This window comes from Streptomyces sp. NPDC030838, from assembly GCF_055572035.1.
The window spans coordinates 228,264-243,482 of record NZ_JBVIED010000002.1; the positions used below are offsets into that span (position 1 = coordinate 228,264).

The window sequence follows — 15,219 nt, forward strand, 5'->3', positions numbered from 1 at the left end:
CGATCGCGCGAGGCTCACCCAGACCACGCTTTTGCGTACGTTCGCCGTGCGTACCACTGGCGGGGTCAGGCTCACGGGCATACGACTGTGAATACTGGACGTATGGACGAACAGCTCGACACCGCCGTACCGGAGCCCGCCGACGACCTGGGGTCCGGCCTCGACCGACGGGCGGAGCTGAGCGAGTTTCTGCGCACCCGGCGGGCCCGGCTGAAGCCGGAGGACGTGGGACTGCCCGCCTTCGGACGGCACCGCAGGGTGCCGGGGCTGCGGCGCGAGGAGCTGGCACAGCTCGCCGGTGTCTCGGTGGCGTACTACACCCGGCTGGAACAGGGCAACGGGCGCAATGTCTCCGCGGAGATCCTGGACTCGATCGCGCGTGCGCTGCGGCTGACCGACGCCGAGCACGCCCATCTGACGGATCTGGCGAAGCCGAAGCAGAACAAGAAGCGGTCGGCCGCGCGCACCCAGCAGGTACGGGGGGCGCTGCGGCAGCTGCTGGACACGATGGACGGCATCCCGGCGTACGTCGTGGGGCGGCGCTCGGACGTCCTGGCGTGGAACCGGATGGCCGCGGCGGTGTTCGGCGACTGGTCGGAGCTGCCGGAGCGGGAGCGGAACTGGGCCCGGATGGTGTTCCTGAAGCCGGAGTACCGCGATCTGTTCCCGCACTGGGAGGAGAAGGCGTCGGACGTGGTCGGCTATCTGCGGCTGGACGCGGGCCGTCATCCGGACGATCCGCGGCTGTCCGCGCTGGTCGGGGAGCTGTCCGTGAAGAGCGAGGACTTCCGGCGGCTGTGGGCCCGGCACGATGTCAAGGAGAAGACGTACGGCGTGAAGCTGCTGCGGCATCCGCTGGTCGGCGAGCTGACGCTGTCCTTCGAGACGTTCCCTCTCGCCGACGACACCGAGCAGTCCCTGGTCACGTATCACGCCGAGCCGGGATCGCCGTCGGCGGACGCCCTGCGGCTGCTGGCCAGCTGGGGCGCGGACGCGACGACCTCGGCGCCGTCGTCGTTCTGACGACGGCGCCGAGGCCTAGAGGGTCACGTTCCGACTACTTGCCGTAGTAGGCGTTGTAGATCGAGATCGTGGACTTGTTGCCCTTCTTGTCCGTGATCTTGGCGTGGAAGGAGATGGCCTTCCCCTTCGCCGGGTTCTTCACGGTGATCTTGCCGTCCTTGACCGTGAGCTTCTTCCAGGTCTGGCCGTAGTCGTACGACACGTAGACGTACAGCGACTTGAGGTTGGAGCCCTTGGCGGCGCCCTCCACGGTGACCGGGAAGGTGACCGTCTTGCCGGCGGTGGCCTTGCCGTCCAGGCCGACGCTCGCGTTGAAGCGGGCGGTGGAGGCCGGGAGCTTGGCCAGGTCGGCGGGCTTCTGGGAGCGGAAGGTCCAGCTCGCGTCGATCCGCGTGGAAGCGGCGGCGACCTTGGTGGTCCGCTTGACCGAGGTGGTCAGCTTGTACGCGGCGTCACCGGACGGGACCTTGAAGGACTTCTCGCCGAACAGCGGGTCGTCGTGCGTGCCGACCTTGGTGCCGTTGCGGTACAGGGTCGTGTTCACCGAGGTGAACAGGGACGAGCCGGGGTTCTTCTTCGAGTCGGCGAACAGCGGCAGGTAGCCGTAGATCTCGTTGCCGTCCCGGTAGAGACCGAACTCGCTGTTCAGGGTCGGGCCGAACACGGCCTTCTGGACCGTCTTGGAGTAGTCCTGGCCGCCCTTGAAGGTCTGGCCCGAGCCGAGCGAGTAGAACGCCTCGGAGATCGGCCAGCCGTCGGCGTCGACCCCGCCCTGCTGCTCGAACTCCAGGTCCCACTTCACGCCGCTCTGCGTGGACAGGTGGAGCGTGCGGGTGCCGGGGAGCTTCTGCGGAATGGCGATGGAGGAGGCGACGGAGCTGCCGGGCAGCCACCCGACGGCGGAGATCGCGCCCTTCTTGCCCGGGGTCGAGGCGCCCATGGCGATCTTGACGTTCGCCAGGTCGGCGGGCTTGTAGTGCTTGGTGTAGCCGGTGGCGAGCTGCTTCACCTTGGCGCCGACGACGGTGTCGTACTGCTCGTCATTGCCCTTGGTCCAGTGCCCGGCCCACTGCTGGCTCAGCGAGCCGTCGGTGATCTGCGGGCCGAGGTGGGCGCTGCGGAAGTTGGTGTACGAGTCCATCCACCAGCCGAACGTGTACGAGCTGTTGCTCGTCTCGATCGTGTAGTCCGGGGAGGCGAACTCCGACTTCGCGCCGGCGGCCGGCACGGTGATGTCCACCGGCTTGGCCTTGCGCGCGTCGACCGTGACCGTGGTGTTCTTGGTGATGCTCAGCTTCGGCTGGGCCAGCCAGTCGGCGCCCTTGGTGAAGTCCTCCGGGTCCTGGAAGAGACCGGAGTCGAGCACGTAAGAGCCCTTGGGGACGCGGATCTTGACGGTGCCGGAGGCGTCGTAGATCGGGTACCACTTGTCCGCGGCGAGGCCGGAGAGGCCGGAGAGGCTGGTGCCGTAGTTCTTCGCCGCGTTGCCGTCACGGTCGATGTGCTTGACGGTGAGGTCGTACGACTCCACCTCACGCTGCACGGCCGCCGCGGTACGGACCGTCTGGCCGCCGCCGCTCGCCGTCACGTACGCCGAGTAGGCGCCGTCGACGGTGCCGCCCAGCTTGGTGTTGACGGTGAAGTCGACGGAGGCCTTGCCGCCGGCCGGGACCGTCACCTTGGTCGCGCCGAGCGTGAAGAAGCCCGCCGGGGCGGCCTGGCCCTTGGGGTTGGTGGCCTTGGCGGACAGGGTCAGGGTGACGTCCGTCTTGCCGACGTTGCGGTAGGTCAGCTGCTTGGTGACCGGCTTGTCGTCGGTGTGCGGCCACTGCTGCACACCGAAGCTCACCGACACCGGCTCGGCGAACACGGTCTGCTTGATCGCCTTGTCGACCTGGACACGGCCCGAGCCCTGCTCGAACGGCGTGTACGCGCCGCCCTTGGTGGAGGCGGTCAGCGCGGCCTTGATCTCGGCGCCGGTCCAGTCCGGGTGCTGCTGCTTGAGGATGGCGGCGGCGCCCGCGACGTGCGGGGTGGCCATCGACGTACCGGAGATGGTGAGGTAGCCGGCCGGCTTCTCGCCGACCTCCTGCTCGATGACGCTGCCCTTGGCCGAGGCCGCGGTGATGTCCACGCCGGGCGCGGTGACGTCCGGCTTGATGGCGCCGTCGCCGAGGCGCGGGCCGGTGCTGGAGAAGTCCGCCAGCTGGTCCTTGTCGTCGACGGCGCCGACGGTGAGGGCCGCGTCCGCGGTGCCGGGCGAACCGACCGTCTCCGGGCCGGAGTTGCCCGCCGCGATCGCGAACAGGACGCCCTTCTCGGCGGACAGCTTGTTGACCGCCGCCTCCAGCGGGTCGATCTCCGGGCTGTCCGGGCCGCCGAGGCTCATGTTGATGACGTCGGCGCCCTGCTCGGTCGCCCACTCCATGCCGGCGAGGATGCCGGAGTCGTCACCGGAGCCGGAGTCGTCGAGGACCTTGCCGTTGAGGATGTCGGCGCCGGGCGCGACACCCTTGTACTTGCCGCCCGACTTGGCGCCGGTGCCGGCCGCGATGGACGCGACGTGCGTGCCGTGGCCGAACTTGTCGGTGGCGTCGGGGGCCTTGGTGAAGTTCTTCTCCGCGACGACCTGGTCCTTCAGGTCCGCGTGCGTGGCGTCGACACCGGTGTCCAGGACGGCGATCTTGACGCCCTTGCCGTCGTAGCCGGCCTCCCAGGCCTTGGGGGCGCCGATCTGCGCGACGGACTTGTCGAGGGTGACCCGGCGGACGCCGTCGAGCCAGACGTGCGCGATGCCGGAGGCGGTGCGGTCGCCGTTGGTGACCGCGTCCCACAGCTCGTGCGTGTCCGCGTACGGGGTCTGCACGGCGTCCGCGTTCAGGGACTTCAGGGTCCGGCGGAGCGTGCCCGCGTCCCGGACGTCGGCCTTCGTGGCACCGGCGGCGCCCTGGTAGCCGACGATGACCTTCAGGCCCTTCTGCTGGGCCTTGCGGGTGGCGGACTTGTTCAGCTCGGTGATGTCGAACAGCCGCTGGTCGAGCTTGCCGGTGGCGACCAGACGGGCCGCGTCGGCGGGTATGACGAGCGTGTGCCCGTCGGCCTTGCGGATCTGTACGGGTATCTTCTCGCGTCCCTTCGCCGGCTCGATGCCGACGACGCGTCCCTTGGCGTCCACGGTGACCCGGTCACCGGTGATCAGGGTGATGTGCTGCTGGGACGTCAGTGCGGCGCTGTCGTGCGCCGGTTGGACGGGCTTCGCCGAAGCCGGGGTGGTCAGTCCCGCGGCGAGAGCCACGGCGGCCGCGGCGGCGACCGCGGCGGCGCCCGTTCTCTTCACTTGTCTGCGCAAAACTCCCCCTGGAGTTGAGGTACCGGGCGAATTCCCCGTTCACCCGGCCGGGGGTGGTCCCGCACATACGCTCGTGCACCCCCCGGAACTTGGAAGTATGCCGGGGGGTGATCAACCCGCTCAAGAGAGGTTCGTGTCACGAGTTCGCTATAGAAACGGTGCGCACGCGGGCCGTTTTGACGGCTTCGGCGGGGTTTCTCAGGAGTTGTTCTCCTTGACCGTGATGGCTCCCTTGCGGATCGTCGCCAGCCGCGGGGCCTTCTTCGCGAGCGCGGAGTCGTGGGTGACCATGACAAAGGTCAGCCCCAGCTCCTTCCACATGCGTTCGAGCACGTCCATGATCTCGTCGCGCGTCGACTCGTCCAGGTTTCCGGTGGGTTCGTCGGCAAGCAGCACCTTCGGCTGCTTCACCAGCGCCCGGGCGATCGCCACCCGCTGCTGCTGACCGCCGGACATCTCGCCGGGCAGATGCCCGAGCCGCTCCCCGAGACCGACCGAGGTCAGCGCCTCGGCGGCCCGCTCCCGCCGCTCCTTCGGCTTCAGCCCGAGCGGTACGAGGGCGGTCTCGACGTTCTCCTGGGCGGTGAGCGTGGGGATGAGGTTGAAGCTCTGGAAGACGAAGCCGATGTTCTCGCTGCGCACCTGGGTGAGCCTGGCCTCGGGCAGCCCGGCCAGGTCGGTCCCGTCGAGCACGACCTCTCCGGAGCTGGGCCGGTCGAGGCCGCCCAGCATCTGAAGGAGCGTCGACTTGCCGCCGCCGGTGGGTCCCTGGATGACCAGCCGGTCGCCGTCGGGGATGGTCAGATCGACACCGGCGAGGGCCTCGACGGTTTCCCTGCCGCGGGTGTAGCGCTTGGTGACGGCCTTGAGTTCGTACATGAGTCAGCTCCTGGAAGGGCGGGAGGGGATGGAGGGCGCGTGGCCGTCGTCCGCTACTCGACGCGCCGAAGCGCGTCGGCCGGCCGCAGGCGGGACGCGCGCCAGCCGCCGAACGCACCGGCGACCAGTCCCCCGGTCACCGCGAGGCCCACCGCGAGTGCGATGGTCGTCAGGCTGACCGGCGCGGTGAGGGCGACGTCGAGCGTGCGGGACGCCGCCTGCTGTCCGGGCCCGACGAGCATGCGGCCGCCGCCCGGCTCGCCGCCGCTGCTGCCGCCGCCGAGCTGCGCCTGGAGGGTCGGGCTCACCGCAGTGACCGCGTAGGCCCCGGCCAGGCCGAGCGCGATGCCGAGCGCGCCGCCGACCAGTCCGTTGACGATCGCCTCGCCGACCACCTGCCGGGTCACCCGGCCGGACCGCCAGCCCAGCGCCTTCAGCGTGCCGAACTCCCGCACCCGCCGGGACACCGCCGAGGAGGTGAGCAGCCCGGCCACCAGGAACGCGGCGACGAGCACCGTGAGGGACAGCCATGTGCCGACCTTGGTGGCGAGGTCGGAGGCCGTGGAGAGGGAGCCGGAGACGGTCTCCGCGAGATCGACGGAGGTGGTGACCGTCGTACCGGAGATGTTCTTCCGGATGGCCGACTTGACGGTGTCGATCCGCTGGGAGTCGGTCGCCTTGACGTAGATCGTCGTGACCTTGTCCGCCGAGTCGCCGAGGGTCTGGGCCTGCTTCAGCGGGATGTAGAGGTCGGCCGCGGCGTCCCCGCTCTCCGGGGTGGCGATGCCGATGACCTCGTACGTGACGCTCTTGACGGTGACGGTGTCGCCGACGGCGAGCTTCTTCTCCTTGGCGTAGGAGGCGTCGGCGACGGCGACCTTCGCATTGCTCTCGGAGTTCTTGAAGGTCCGCCCGCTGGTGATCTTCGAGGTGGTCAGCGGGCCGAGGGCGGGCTCGGTGACGTCGGTGCCGTAGACCGAGTAGCTGTTGACGTCGAAGTCGGCGCCGCCGCCCTGCACCCGGCCCTCCGGCTCGGCGGTGCCGCCGCCCGGTCCGCCCTGCCCGCCGCCGCTGCCCGGCTGCTGCTGGAACTGACCCCGCGTGAACTCGCCGCTCACCTTGACGACCTGGAGGCTCAGCCCGCCCACCGCGTCCGCGACCCCGTCCTGCGCGGCCACCTTCGCCACGGTGGAGCTCGACAGCGTCTGGAAGCCCTGCACCATCACCCGGTCGCTGCTCTGCTCCTCGCCGGACTCCTCGTCCTGGGCGTCGAACCGGAACCGCGGGCGCTCGCCCTGCCCCTCCGCGGCGGGGTCGGCCGCCTTGGTGACGGTCATGTCGGTGCCCAGCCCGTACAGCGACTGCAGGACCTTGTCCTGCGCCTTCCCCATGCCGGAGGAGACGGAGTCGACCACGATGACCAGCGCGATGCCCAGCGCGAGGCCGGAGGCGACGACGAGGGCCGCCTTTCTGCGGCGGCGCAGTTCGCGCCTCAGGTAGGTGAAGAACATGCGCCGCAAGCTAGGGACGGCGCGTGATGAAGGGATAAGGCCGGGATAAGAGGAGGATGAGAAGGCCCCGGACAAGGCGAATGCCGCCTCCCCGGGAAGGGGAAGCGGCATTCATACGGCCGTACCGTGTGGTGAGCCCGCGTCAGATCGCGGAGCCCGCCTTCCACTGCGCCCAGTCCATGTTCCAGCCGTTGAGGCCGTTGTCCGGGGCGATGGTCTTGTCGCCGGTGTTCTTCACGACGACGACGTCACCGACGATCGAGTTGTTGTAGAACCAGGCACCCGGGGTGTTCGGGTCGTTGGCGCCCTTGGTGTCGGACAGACCCACACAGCCGTGGCTGGTGTTCACGCTGCCGAAGATGGACTTCGCGCCCCAGTAGTTGCCGTGGATGAAGGTGCCGGACGTCGACAGACGCATGGCGTGCGGCACGTCCTTGATGTCGTACTCGCCCTTGCCGTCGTCGTCGGTGAAGCCGACCGTCGCGCCGTTCATCCGGGTCTCCTTGAACTTCTCGGAGATCACCATCTGGCCCTCGTACGTCTTGTTCTCGGGCGAGCCGGCGGAGATCGGGATGGTGCGGATGACCTTCCCGTCCTGCATGACCTTCATCTGCTTGGTCTGCGCGTCCACGACGGAGACCTGGTTGCGGCCGATGGTGAAGGAGACCGTCTTCTGCTGGACGCCGTAGACACCCTCGGCACCCTGGACGCCGTCGAGCGCCAGCTTCAGGGTGACCTTGGAGCCCTCCTGCCAGTAGTCCTCCGGGCGGCAGTCCATGCGGTTGGCGTTGAACCAGTGGCAGGCGACCTCCTGGCCGCTGCTGGAGGTGACGGTGATGCCCTTCTGGACGTCCGCCTTGTTGGTGATCGCCTTGTCGAAGTTGATCGACACCGGCATGCCCACGCCGACCGTGGAGCCGTCCTCCGGCGTGAAGGAGCCTATGAAGCTGTTGTCCGGGGAGACCGTGGTGAAGGAGGCGTTCTCGTGGGCCTCCCGGCCGTCGGCGTCGTTCGCGGTCACGGCGACCTTGTAGGTGGTCGCGCGCTCCAGCTGGGCGCTCGGCTTCCAGCTGGTCTTGTCGGCGGATATCTCACCGGCGACGGCGGTGCCGTCCGCGGTGGTCATCGTCACCTCGGTGAGCGTGCCCTTGCTCACGGTGACGGCCGCCGAGTTGTTGATGGAGGCGTTGTTCGAGCCGTCCCTGGGCGTGATCTTGATCTGGGCCTCGGAGGTCTTCTGCGCCGCCGCCTCGTCGACCTTGGCCTGCGAGGTGTCGTTGCCCTCGTTGCCCGAGGCCTCCTCGCCGCCGGAGCAGGCCGAGAGCACCAGCACACCGCCGAGCAGTGCGGACGCGACCGTCAGGCCCTTGCGCCGCTTACTGTTCGTCATCACACGCTTCTCCATCGTTGCCGATTCCCCAAAAACCCCGAGAGTCCCCGTTAAGAGGTTTCAACGCTACGACCGGTTCGTCCCGTTCCACATTCCTCGTATGTGTGGGGCACACCACGTCCGCCGCCGGGCGGAAGGGTGCGGGTGTCGGTCAGTGCGCCCCTTGAGACGAGAAAACCCCGGGGCGCGGTTGCCGCCCCGGGGCCACTATTTTCCCCGCCGCGCTCAGCCGCTCGACGCCCTGGCGCCGTCCTCGTCGTCGTACGCCTCGGTCTCGTCGTCCTCGTAGACCTCGTCGTCTTCGTCATCTTCGTCGTCCCCCGCGACATCATCCTCGTCGAGGTCCCAGTCCGGCGAATCCGGGTCGTACTCGACCTGCTCGCTGCTCCAGGAGGCCTGCTGGAGCTCGACCCCGGGCACCTCGCCGACCAGGTCGAACGGGTCCACGAGATAGGCCAGGGCCTCCGCGGTGTCCTCCGTCACAGCGCTCTCCGCGTGTACCCGCTCCTCGGCCGGCATATCCGACTCGCTCGCGATCCGGCGCAGCGCCGCCTTGGTGACCGCGTCGGCGTTCGCGACCTCGAGAACGAGTTCCACCCGAAGCCGTACAAAACGTGATGTCTCTGGAGTGCTCATGCCGGGAGCGTACGGCCCGGGGCGCCCGTGACTTTCCCGTGACCCGCGCCTTTCACTAACATCGCCCCACACGGCCAATTCGCCAGCGCCACAAGGGGATCGATATTCCGTGTCATCCGCTCGCCGTCCGTTGCTGACCGCCACCGCCGCGGGCACCCTGCTGGGCGCCCTGTGGTTCGTTCCCTCCGCGAACGCGACGGCGGACGATCCGGCCAGACAGCAGCCTTCGGCCCCGCAGGTCACGCAGACGACGCAGGCCAGGGCGGCATCGCTGACGACCACCTCCGAGGACGGGGCCCGGCTCGCCGACACCGGCAGCTTCGACAGCACGCCGTACGTCGTCGGCGGCACGCTCTGCCTGACGCTGGGCGCCGGATTCGTGGTGTATTCGGTGCGCAGGGAGCGTCTTGGGCTGTAAGTCCCGTTAATTAATGTGGCTTGACGTGCTCTTGACTGGACCCTCATAGTCCGCTCATGAAGAGATCATCGGGCGCGCGGCTGGGCGCCACGGCTGCTGTGAGCGTGCTGTCGCTCGCCCTCATCACGGGCTGCTCCGAGAGCGGATCGGGTTCCGACGACAAGAAGGGCTCCGGTTCGGGCTCGCAGGCCGAGGCCGCGAAGGCGCTCACCGCGGCGGAGTTGCAGAAGCTGATCATCGCCCAGGGCGATGTCGAGGGGTACAAGGTCGGGCCGCTGGAGAAGTCGGCCAAGGTCACGAAGAGCGACCTCGCGTCCACGGACGAGCAGTGCAAGCCGCTCGCCTACGCGATGAGCGGTCTCGCTCCGGGCGACGCGGCGGCCGAGACCAACCGTATGGCCACGGAAGAGAAGAAGCCGACGGACAACGCCTCGAAGTCCCTGGAGGACATGGGCGAGGGCGAGTTCGAGGACGCCTTCACCGACGCGCTGAGCATGAACGTGAGCGTCGTCTCGCTGTCCTCCTACGACGCCGACGGGGCCGAGACGACGTTCAAGTCGGTCTCCGACGCAGTCAAGGGGTGCGCGGGCGGCTTCACCACCGGGGCCGGCAGCGATCAGATGAAGATCACCAAGGTCGCCTCCGAGGACGCCTCGGGCACCGGTGACGAGTCGGTGGCCTTCGTGGCCACGGGCGACATGGAGGACGGCGAGACGGGCGACCTGCACGTCGAGGTGGTGCGGCACGGCAACACCATCGCCTCCTACTACACCGTGAACCTCGGCGCGATGATGTCGGGCGACAAGTACGACGTCCCCGCCGTCGTGATCGACGCCCAGGCGGCCAAGCTCAAGTAACCGCCGCTCGCCGAGTTCGGGGCCCTGTCGTGCGTACGACAGGGCCCTTCGTCGTCAGCGCAGCGGACCGGTGACCGTCTCCACCGCCGCGATCAGCCGCCCGTCACGCACGAAGGCGTCGGCCGCCGCGAGATCGGGGGCGAGGAAGCGGTCGGGGCCGGGGCCCTCGACGCCCGCCGCGCGGACCGCGTCCAGGACGGCCCGGGTCGCCGGGGCCGGGGTCAGGCCCTCGCGCAGCTCGACGGCGCGGGTGGCGGCGTACAGCTCGATGGCGATGACGCGGGTGAGGTTGTCCACGGCCGTGCGCAGCTTGCGCGCCGCCGACCAGCCCATGGAGACGTGGTCCTCCTGCATCGCGGAGGACGGGATGGAGTCCGCGGACGCCGGTACGGCCAGCCGCTTCAGCTCGCTGACCAGCGCGGCCTGGGTGTACTGGGCGATCATCAGGCCGCTGTCCACGCCCGCGTCGTCGGCGAGGAACGGGGGCAGGCCGTGGCTGCGGTTCTTGTCCAGCAGCCGGTCGGTGCGGCGCTCGGCGATGGAGGCGAGGTCGGCGGCGGCGATGGCCAGGAAGTCGAGGACGTAGGCCACCGGGGCGCCGTGGAAGTTGCCGTTGGACTCCACCCGGCCGTCGGGGAGGACGACGGGGTTGTCGACGGCGGACGCCAGCTCGCGCTCGGCGACCAGGCGGGCGTGGGCCATGGTGTCCCGCCCGGCGCCGGCGACCTGCGGGGCGCAGCGCACCGAGTAGGCGTCCTGGACGCGGGGCGCGTCGTCCTGGTGATGGCCGGTCAGGCCCGAGCCCTTCAGCACGGCCAGCATGTTGGCGGCGGCGTCACCCTGCCCCGGGTGCGGGCGGATGGCGTGCAGCTCGGGGGCGAGGACCTTGTCGGTGCCGAGCAGCGCCTCGAGGCTGAGGGCGGCGGTGACGTCGGCGGACTTGTAGAGGGTGTCCAGGTCGGCCAGGGCCATGATCAGCATGCCGAGCATGCCGTCGGTGCCGTTGAGGAGGGCGAGGCCCTCCTTCTCGCGCAGCTCGACCGGGGCGATGCCGTGCTCGGCGAGCAGCTCGCCGGCGGGCCGCACGGTGCCGTCGGGGCCTTCGGCCTCCCCTTCGCCCATGAGGGTGAGGGCGCAGTGGGAGAGCGGGGCGAGGTCGCCGGAGCAGCCGAGGGAGCCGTACTCGTGCACGACCGGGGTGATCCCGGCGTTGAGGACGTCCGCCATGGTCTGCGCGACCTCGGGCCGCACGCCGGTGTGCCCGGAGCAGACGGTCTTCAGCCGCAGGAACATCAGGGCCCGTACGACCTCCCGCTCGACGCGCGGGCCCATGCCGGCGGCGTGCGAGCGGACGATGTTGCGCTGGAGCTGGGTGCGCAGCTCCTGGCCGATGTGCCGGGTCGCGAGGGCGCCGAAGCCGGTGGAGACGCCGTAGACGGGGTCCGGCTTGGCCGCCAGGGCGTCCACGATCTCGCGGGCCGCGGTGAGGGCGGCCACCGCCTCGGCGGAGAGCTCGACACGGGCGCCGCCGCGGGCCACGGCGAGGACGTCGGACGCGGTGACGCCGGACGTCCCCACCACCACAGTGTGCATATCCATATTCAGGAGCGTACGCAGTGAATTCGAAAATGTCACCAGTGGGGGCGGGGTTCACTCCTTACTCACACCTCGCACGACGGCACCACACCTACGACCGCCCCCGGAAGCGGCGGCGCTCCGGGCTGGGCTCCCGGGAGGGCGCGTCGGCCAGGCGCACCACCGGGTCGTCCGGCCCTTCCCGGCCCGCGACCACCGGTCGGGCCGCGCGGACGGCCTTGGCCCGGTACTGGGCGGCGTCGGCCAGCCGGAACAGCCGGCGGGCGGAGCGGACGGTCCCGATCGGCTCCTCGGTGGAGGCCACCCCGCAGGCGACACCCTCGCCCAGCTCCAGCTCGGCCGCCCGGCGGCACAGTTCGTCGGCCACCTTCACCACGTCATCGACGGGCGGCCCGACCGCGAGCAGACAGAACTCGTCCCCGCCGAGCCGGGCGGCGAGCGTGCCCGGCAGCATCGCCCCGCACAGCGACAGCACCGAGCCGAACCGCTCCAGCAGCCGGTCGCCGACGGCGTGCCCGAGGGTGTCGTTGACCCGCTTGAGCCCATTGAGGTCGCAGACGACGAGACTGACGACCACACCCTCCCGGCGATGCCGCTCCACCGCCTCGTCCAGGCGCATGTCGACGGCGCGGCGGTTGGCGAGGCCGGTCAGGGAGTCGGTGAAGGCGAGCCTGCGGGCCTCCTCCAGCCGTTCCGTCTGCGCGATGCCCGCGGCCACCACGGCGGCCAGGACGGTCGCGAAGTCGGCGTCGTCCCGCCCGAACACCGGCGCCTCGGCCGGGCGGGCGACATACAGCTCGCCCCAGGCCCGCCCGTGCAGCACGATCGGTGCGACGACACACGAGCCGCGCCCGCGGCGGCGCAGGGCCGCGACCCGCTCGTGCACGAACCCCGCGCGCCCCTCGGTCGGCCCGTCGGCGGTCTCCACCCAGGCGTCCGGCTCGCCCCCGGCGGCCCACTGCTCGTGCAGGAACTCGGTGATCTCGGCGAACTGGTGCACCGGATAGGCCTCGTCCTCCGGGAACTCCACCTCGTCCGGCGCCCGGTCCCCGACGTTCACCAGCACCCGCAGCCGCCCCAGCTCCCGCTCCCACACCGAGAGCGCGGCAAAGCTCCCGTCCAGCGCCCGGCACGCCCCGACCGCCGCGGCCCGCCACGACTCCCGCGGGGTGCGTGCCGCGGCCATCCCCTGCGCCAGCGCGACGACGTCCGCGAGCCGGTTGTCCTCACCCATTGCTCCAGGCTAGGGAGGTTTCGGGGGATGTGGGACGTTGAGGGGGGCGCTTGGGGTGATCACATCGGCTCGGGGGGCTTCCGCCCTCGACGCCGCCGGGCGGATTCCGTCCGCTGACGCCGGGCGATTCCGGCCGCCGACGCCGACGAGCGGATTCGGTCCGCCGACGCCGCCGGGCAGATTCGGTCCGCCGACGCCGCCGGGCGGACTCCGTCCGCTGACGCCGCCGGGCGATTCCGGCCGCTGACGCCGACGAGCGGATTCCAGCCTCCGGGCCCGGCGGCCGACGCGCCCCGGCGAGGCGGCCCGGCTACGGGCCGCCTCGCACAGAGGAGCCGCACACACCCGCCGCGCAGGCTGCACCGCGCGGACAGCGCCACACGGCCTCGCGCAGGCCGCGCCGCGTCGGCCACATGGGCGACACCAGCGACACCGATTACACCGCGGACACCGACGACACCGGCGACATCGACGGCACGGGCGACACCGGCGACACCGGCGACACCGGCCGAACGACCCTCACCGCACCACCGCTCCTCACTCCCCCGGCCACTGCGGCTTCCGCTTCTCGTTGAACGCCGCCACCCCCTCCGCACGGTCGCCGGAGAACGCCACCGAGCGCCAGGCCGCGTCCTCGACCTCCAGGCCGGCGCGTAGGTCGAGACCGTGGCCCAGGCGCAGGGCGCGCTTGGCCGCGCGGAGACCGACCGGGGAATTCGCGGCGATACGGGAGGCCAGGGACAGGGCCTCCTCGCGGTCGCGGCCCTCGTCCACCAGGACGTCGACCAGCCCCAGGTCCCGCGCCTCGGGCGCCTCCACCCGGCGCGCCGTGAAGATCAGCTCAGCCGCGCGGGCCGCACCCACTCTGCGGGGCAGCAGCTGCGTCCCGCCGCCGCCGGGGATCACCCCGACCGAGACCTCCGGCAGGCCCACCACCGCCGTACGGTCCGCCACGATCACATCGCAGGACAGCGCCAGCTCGAAGCCACCGCCCAGGGCGAAGCCGTGCACCGCCGCGATCGTCGGCACCGGCAGCTCCAGCACGCCGGTGTACGCCCCGCGCGCGACCGGGCGCTGGCGGACGAGTTCGGCGTCGGTGAAGGAGTTCCGCTCTTTCAGGTCCGCGCCGACACAGAACGCCCGCTCGTGCGTCGACGTCAGCACGACCACCCGGACGTCCCGGTCGGCGCCCAGCGCCGCGCACGCCCCCGCCACGGACCGCGCCATCTCGGTCGACACCGCGTTCATGGCCTTGGGCCGGTCGAGCGCCAGCTCCGCGACATGCCCGTCCTCGTGCCGCCGTACCAGCACGAACTCCCCGAACCGCTCCTCGCTCACAACGCCCTCGCTCACGACACCCTCCGGTTAACGCGGGTTAACTGCACTGCCACGATCATCGCAGCCGCGCCCCGCCGGGAAAAGGCCCGTCCTCCCTGATCCGCCCCCGGCCCGCCCCTGACTCCCCCCTGACCCCTCCCTCACGCCGACACCCCGTTCGAGTGACATCCCGCCCGACTCCCGGCCTCGTGCCCCCGGGAGCGCATAGCGTGCTCCGCCACGGCGCACTGGGGGGCGCACGCATCGGGGAGGGATCGATCGCATGACGCGCGAACCGAAGACCGACACGACCGACACGGCCGGCAGCACGGTCGGCCGGGTCCGTCCGGTCCGCCCGGCCCGCGGCCGGCACCGGCGCCCCCGGCCCCGCAAACTGCTGCTCGCGGCGGGCGGGCTTGCCGTGGCCGCCGGGGTGCTGAGCCTCGTACGGCTCACACCGGACCCGGGCGTCGTCGGCGGTCTCGGCACCACGCGGACCGGCCCCAGCCCGGACCCGGCGACGACCGGCGGCAGCGGGGACCGGGCGACGACCACGGCGGCGACCCGCGCCGCCGCACCGGAGGGCAGTCCTTCCGCGCCGTCCGCGCTGGGCGGGGCGGCGACCCGGGCGACCACGGTGCCCGTCCCCACCGCGACCGCCTCCCCCACACACACCGGCATCGGCGTACCCGACACCACGACCATCCCGAGCGCCCCGAATCCCCCCTCGGCCCCAGGGACCACGGCCGCGCCACCGGCGCCTCCCGGCACGGCCCCGCAGCCGGACACCAGGCCGAAGCCGAAACCGACCCCCACGCCCGACCCGACCACCGGCAACCCGGCACCGGGACACCCGGATGACCCGAGGCTGTGCGTACCGGTCGTCGGCCTGTGCGTGGACCCGCTGGATGAGCGCCGCTGACCCGGCGAGGCGGATGACCCACCGCGCGGTCCCGTCACCGAGCGAGCGCCGGCGCCCCGCGGCGGTCCCCTGCCGCAAAGCCGAGGC

13 protein-coding genes are annotated in these 15,219 nt (G+C 71.0%); 5 read left to right on the top strand and 8 right to left on the bottom strand.

Annotation, left to right across the window (positions count from 1 at the left end):
* Positions 1–102: 102 nt before the first annotated feature.
* Positions 103–1,023 (top strand): MmyB family transcriptional regulator, encoded by a 921-nt coding sequence (locus tag ACZ42A_RS08110; protein WP_468526348.1) that lies wholly within the window; start codon positions 103–105, stop codon positions 1,021–1,023.
* A 34-nt stretch (positions 1,024–1,057) separates the two neighbouring features.
* Here ACZ42A_RS08110 and ACZ42A_RS08115 read toward each other — a convergent pair whose 3' ends face one another.
* The 5 genes from ACZ42A_RS08115 to ACZ42A_RS08135 all read right to left on the bottom strand — a co-directional run bounded on the left by ACZ42A_RS08115 (position 1,058) and on the right by ACZ42A_RS08135 (position 8,788).
* The gene (locus ACZ42A_RS08115; protein WP_468526349.1) at positions 1,058–4,360 is read right to left on the bottom strand and encodes a S8 family peptidase; all 3,303 of its coding nucleotides are present in this window, start codon (positions 4,358–4,360) and stop codon (positions 1,058–1,060) included.
* 210 nt (positions 4,361–4,570) lie between these two features.
* Positions 4,571–5,251, bottom strand: coding sequence for an ABC transporter ATP-binding protein (locus tag ACZ42A_RS08120; protein ID WP_468526350.1), 681 nt, complete (start codon positions 5,249–5,251; stop codon positions 4,571–4,573).
* Positions 5,252–5,304: 53 nt separating this feature from the next.
* Positions 5,305–6,762 carry an ABC transporter permease gene (locus ACZ42A_RS08125; RefSeq protein WP_468526351.1) on the bottom strand — a complete coding sequence of 486 codons (1,458 nt, stop codon included), beginning with the start codon at positions 6,760–6,762 and terminating at the stop codon, positions 5,305–5,307.
* Between the two features lie 142 nt (positions 6,763–6,904).
* The gene (locus ACZ42A_RS08130) at positions 6,905–8,152 is read right to left on the bottom strand and encodes a L,D-transpeptidase (protein ID WP_468526352.1); all 1,248 of its coding nucleotides are present in this window, start codon (positions 8,150–8,152) and stop codon (positions 6,905–6,907) included.
* Between the two features lie 225 nt (positions 8,153–8,377).
* Positions 8,378–8,788, bottom strand: coding sequence for a hypothetical protein (locus ACZ42A_RS08135; RefSeq protein WP_468526353.1), 411 nt, complete (start codon positions 8,786–8,788; stop codon positions 8,378–8,380).
* Between the two features lie 109 nt (positions 8,789–8,897).
* Here ACZ42A_RS08135 and ACZ42A_RS08140 point away from each other — a divergent pair, with 109 nt between their 5' ends.
* Positions 8,898–9,206, top strand: a complete 309-nt coding sequence (locus ACZ42A_RS08140) for a hypothetical protein (protein WP_468526354.1) — start codon at positions 8,898–8,900, stop codon at positions 9,204–9,206.
* A gap of 56 nt (positions 9,207–9,262) precedes the next feature.
* Positions 9,263–10,063, top strand: coding sequence for a hypothetical protein (locus ACZ42A_RS08145; protein WP_468526355.1), 801 nt, complete (start codon positions 9,263–9,265; stop codon positions 10,061–10,063).
* Between the two features lie 54 nt (positions 10,064–10,117).
* Here the strand turns inward: ACZ42A_RS08145 and hutH are convergent, their stop codons facing one another.
* Both hutH and ACZ42A_RS08155 read right to left on the bottom strand, forming a co-directional pair.
* Positions 10,118–11,656 (bottom strand): histidine ammonia-lyase, encoded by a 1,539-nt coding sequence (gene hutH / locus ACZ42A_RS08150; protein ID WP_468526762.1) that lies wholly within the window; start codon positions 11,654–11,656, stop codon positions 10,118–10,120.
* Positions 11,657–11,750: 94 nt separating this feature from the next.
* Positions 11,751–12,893: a GGDEF domain-containing protein gene (locus ACZ42A_RS08155; RefSeq protein ID WP_468526356.1), complete on the bottom strand. Its 1,143-nt coding sequence runs from the start codon at positions 12,891–12,893 to the stop codon at positions 11,751–11,753.
* 413 nt (positions 12,894–13,306) lie between these two features.
* Between ACZ42A_RS08155 and ACZ42A_RS08160 the strand changes: the two genes are divergently transcribed.
* Positions 13,307–13,468, top strand: a complete 162-nt coding sequence (locus tag ACZ42A_RS08160) for a hypothetical protein (RefSeq protein WP_468526357.1) — start codon at positions 13,307–13,309, stop codon at positions 13,466–13,468.
* Here ACZ42A_RS08160 and ACZ42A_RS08165 read toward each other — a convergent pair.
* Positions 13,431–14,231, bottom strand: coding sequence for an enoyl-CoA hydratase/isomerase family protein (locus ACZ42A_RS08165; protein ID WP_468526763.1), 801 nt, complete (start codon positions 14,229–14,231; stop codon positions 13,431–13,433). The genes ACZ42A_RS08160 and ACZ42A_RS08165 overlap by 38 nt on opposite strands.
* Positions 14,232–14,493: 262 nt before the next feature.
* Here ACZ42A_RS08165 and ACZ42A_RS08170 point away from each other — a divergent pair, with 262 nt between their 5' ends.
* On the top strand, positions 14,494–15,132 hold the full coding sequence (locus ACZ42A_RS08170; protein WP_468526358.1) for a hypothetical protein: 639 nt from the start codon (positions 14,494–14,496) through the stop codon (positions 15,130–15,132).
* Positions 15,133–15,219 lie beyond the last annotated feature (87 nt).

Bases quoted from the DNA above. Each gene is read 5' to 3' on its own strand.
- ACZ42A_RS08110 (WP_468526348.1), top strand. From the start codon at position 103: ATGGACGAACAGCTCGACACCGCCGTACCGGAGCCCGCCGACGACCTG.
- ACZ42A_RS08120 (WP_468526350.1), bottom strand. From the start codon at position 5,251: ATGTACGAACTCAAGGCCGTCACCAAGCGCTACACCCGCGGCAGGGAA.
- ACZ42A_RS08125 (WP_468526351.1), bottom strand. From the start codon at position 6,762: ATGTTCTTCACCTACCTGAGGCGCGAACTGCGCCGCCGCAGAAAGGCG.
- ACZ42A_RS08130 (WP_468526352.1), bottom strand. From the start codon at position 8,152: ATGACGAACAGTAAGCGGCGCAAGGGCCTGACGGTCGCGTCCGCACTG.
- ACZ42A_RS08135 (WP_468526353.1), bottom strand. From the start codon at position 8,788: ATGAGCACTCCAGAGACATCACGTTTTGTACGGCTTCGGGTGGAACTC.
- ACZ42A_RS08145 (WP_468526355.1), top strand. From the start codon at position 9,263: ATGAAGAGATCATCGGGCGCGCGGCTGGGCGCCACGGCTGCTGTGAGC.
- hutH (WP_468526762.1), bottom strand. From the start codon at position 11,656: ATGCACACTGTGGTGGTGGGGACGTCCGGCGTCACCGCGTCCGACGTC.
- ACZ42A_RS08155 (WP_468526356.1), bottom strand. From the start codon at position 12,893: ATGGGTGAGGACAACCGGCTCGCGGACGTCGTCGCGCTGGCGCAGGGG.
- ACZ42A_RS08160 (WP_468526357.1), top strand. From the start codon at position 13,307: ATGGGCGACACCAGCGACACCGATTACACCGCGGACACCGACGACACC.
- ACZ42A_RS08170 (WP_468526358.1), top strand. From the start codon at position 14,494: ATGACGCGCGAACCGAAGACCGACACGACCGACACGGCCGGCAGCACG.